General features: G+C 25.8%; 2 protein-coding genes. Both read left to right on the forward strand.

Annotated features, from left to right (window positions below; genetic code table 11):
• Nucleotides 1-114 precede the first annotated feature (114 nt).
• Nucleotides 115-1,698 carry a lysozyme gene (locus AJN58_RS10285; protein ID WP_070291932.1) on the forward strand — a complete coding sequence of 528 codons (1,584 nt, stop codon included), beginning with the start codon at nt 115-117 and terminating at the stop codon, nt 1,696-1,698.
• Complete coding sequence (locus tag AJN58_RS02360; protein ID WP_002779560.1) at nt 1,692-2,051, forward strand: hypothetical protein; 360 nt, start codon at nt 1,692-1,694, stop codon at nt 2,049-2,051. Before AJN58_RS10285 ends, AJN58_RS02360 begins: the two co-directional genes overlap by 7 nt.
• Nucleotides 2,052-2,405 lie beyond the last annotated feature (354 nt).

Here is a 2,405-nt window from a genome sequence, read left to right on the forward strand (position 1 = left end):
TTAGATCAAGATAATACTATAAAACAAGATACACCTAGTTATTATTTTTCTCCTAAAGATGAAAGCAGTGGTTTAGGAAGACTTAGTATCTTTTATAAAAATGATGAACTTTGCTTGCTTAATTATTCTATTATAGAAAATTCTTTAAATATCAAATTAGAATGTTTAAGCAAACAAAGCTTAGAGTATAAAGACTTAATTTCAAACACTTTAAAAGAACAAAAAACCACACAAGTAGATAAAAAACAAGCTATAGCTAAACTTCATGCTCTTTTAGAAAATCAAAACCTAGAATGTATCCATGGAGGTAAAGTCATACTTAAATCAAACAAAGGAAAAACTTTTAAAGATGATGGTGTGCCTATTATGCTAGAAAGTGATTTATTAAACTCTAGTATAGTAGCTTGTCCTAATACTATAGCAGGTGTAAGTGTTCCTTGTACTAAAGTTGTTAATGTAAAAGGATCCTTATCTCAAAAGAAAGTCAATAATGAATATGTAATCTTACAAGAACTCATATCAGCTTGTATTAGTGATAAAGGTTTTCCTTTAAAAGTAAGCTTTACTCCTACTAAGTTTAAATTTGATCACAGCTTTAATCCTAAAGAGGGCTTAGGAGAACAAAGTAAAAATCAAATAGAGTTAAAAGAACCTATAATAAGACTTCATTATAAAAGTGATAGATTTCAAAAAGATAATTTACCTATCTATAATCTTTTAATCAATAATGAAAAAAAAGAACAAAATAAGGCTTTAAATGAATTTAATATAGATTTAAAAGATTTAAAAGATATAGAGGATATAAATATTCTTAATCAATTCAAACAAGACTTTAGTAAAGATTATGAATTTAAAGAATTAAATCTTAGCTTTGATACTAATTTAATCAAACTTTATTTTATTATCTCAAAAAACATTGCTAAAGTTTATAAAAGTGCTTATAAGGAATTTGAAAACAAAGATTTAGGAGTAGGGTATTTTACACAGCTACATGAGTATGATAAAATCATCAAAAATGCTTTAGAAGATAATAAAGAATTAAACGAATATCATTTTAGTTTTTTAGCTCCTGCAAAAATGCAAAATTTAAAACTTCAAATCGCACAAGGACTAGATGAAATCTTAGAAGATGAAGATAGAAAACAAGAGTTTTATGTTTGTAAATTTGTGGTGGTAAATGGGGTTAGTGAAAACAATACTCAAGAAAAAATCACTCATCTAAGCAATGATGGTCAAAATCTTTTAAAAAATATAGAGAAGCTAAGACTCAAACCTTATAATGATCAAAATGGAAAAGAAATTACTTCATATGTTAAAGGTGCAACTATTGGATATGGACATCTTATAGGGCAAAATGAATGGGATTTGTATAAAAATGGTATTACTTTACAAGAAGCGGATAAATTGTTTAAAAGCGATTTGTTGCCCTTTGAAAATGCTGTAAAAAATTCAATAAACTCTTCCTTAGCACAGAACGAATTTGATGCCTTGGTTATATTATGTTTTAATATAGGGATTGATAATTTTAAAAATTCTTCTGTTGTTAAAATCATCAATGGAGAGAAAACAGGCTGCAAAACATTAAAGGAAGCTTGGATGGCGTGGAACAAAAGTCAAAATAAAGTAATGCAAGGACTAATTAATAGGAGAAATGCTGAATATAAGCTTTACATTCAAGGAGGTTATGAAAAATGGTAATTTTTAAAAATATATTATTGTTTTTATTTTTTAGTACTTATTTATTAGCGCAAGAGGATTTTACTCCACTAGAGCAATGTACCTATGAAAATGAAAAGTTTTGGATAAAAATTTTAAATCTATGTCCAGAGGGTAATATAACTTGTGATAAAGTTGTATATGTGGGTGTCAATAAAAATAATGGAAAATATATTGTCCTAAACGGTAAGTCTATTAGTGATGTAAATATGAATTTTAAAGGATATGTTTTTAAAAATGGTATTTATGAATACAATATTTTTAATAATTTTTTATATATTTCTAAAAACAAGCAGATTATACAAGAATATCGTCTGAAATTATGTGAAAAATAGACACAACAAAGGCAACAAGCAACAACAAATACCTAGAATATGTAAAAAGTTAAAAAGATGCAATAAGAATTACAAGAAGTTTTTAAAGTTATAAAAATCCTAATTAATGAAATCTTAGCTCCTAAATTTTACAACAAATACAAAGATTTAGAAGTAGAGATTGATGATAAGGGCAATGTGCTTAGGTGGATAGGAGAGATTAATAGAGAGACAAAAAATATTAGCAAATAAAAAATGATATAATAATGCTTTATATAAGGAATCTTTTATGTTTATAAGTTCTAAAACAGAGTTAATTCAAACTATTAAAAATTTAACAATCAACAATAAAGAAGTTAAACAGATTGATTTTAT

It is taken from the genome of Campylobacter sp. BCW_4321 (genome assembly GCF_001763075.1).
Lineage (GTDB): Bacteria > Campylobacterota > Campylobacteria > Campylobacterales > Campylobacteraceae > Campylobacter_D > Campylobacter_D jejuni.

Excerpts from the sequence above, each read along its gene's own strand:
- AJN58_RS02360 (WP_002779560.1), top strand. The coding sequence starts at position 1,692 with ATGGTAATTTTTAAAAATATATTATTGTTTTTATTTTTTAGTACTTAT.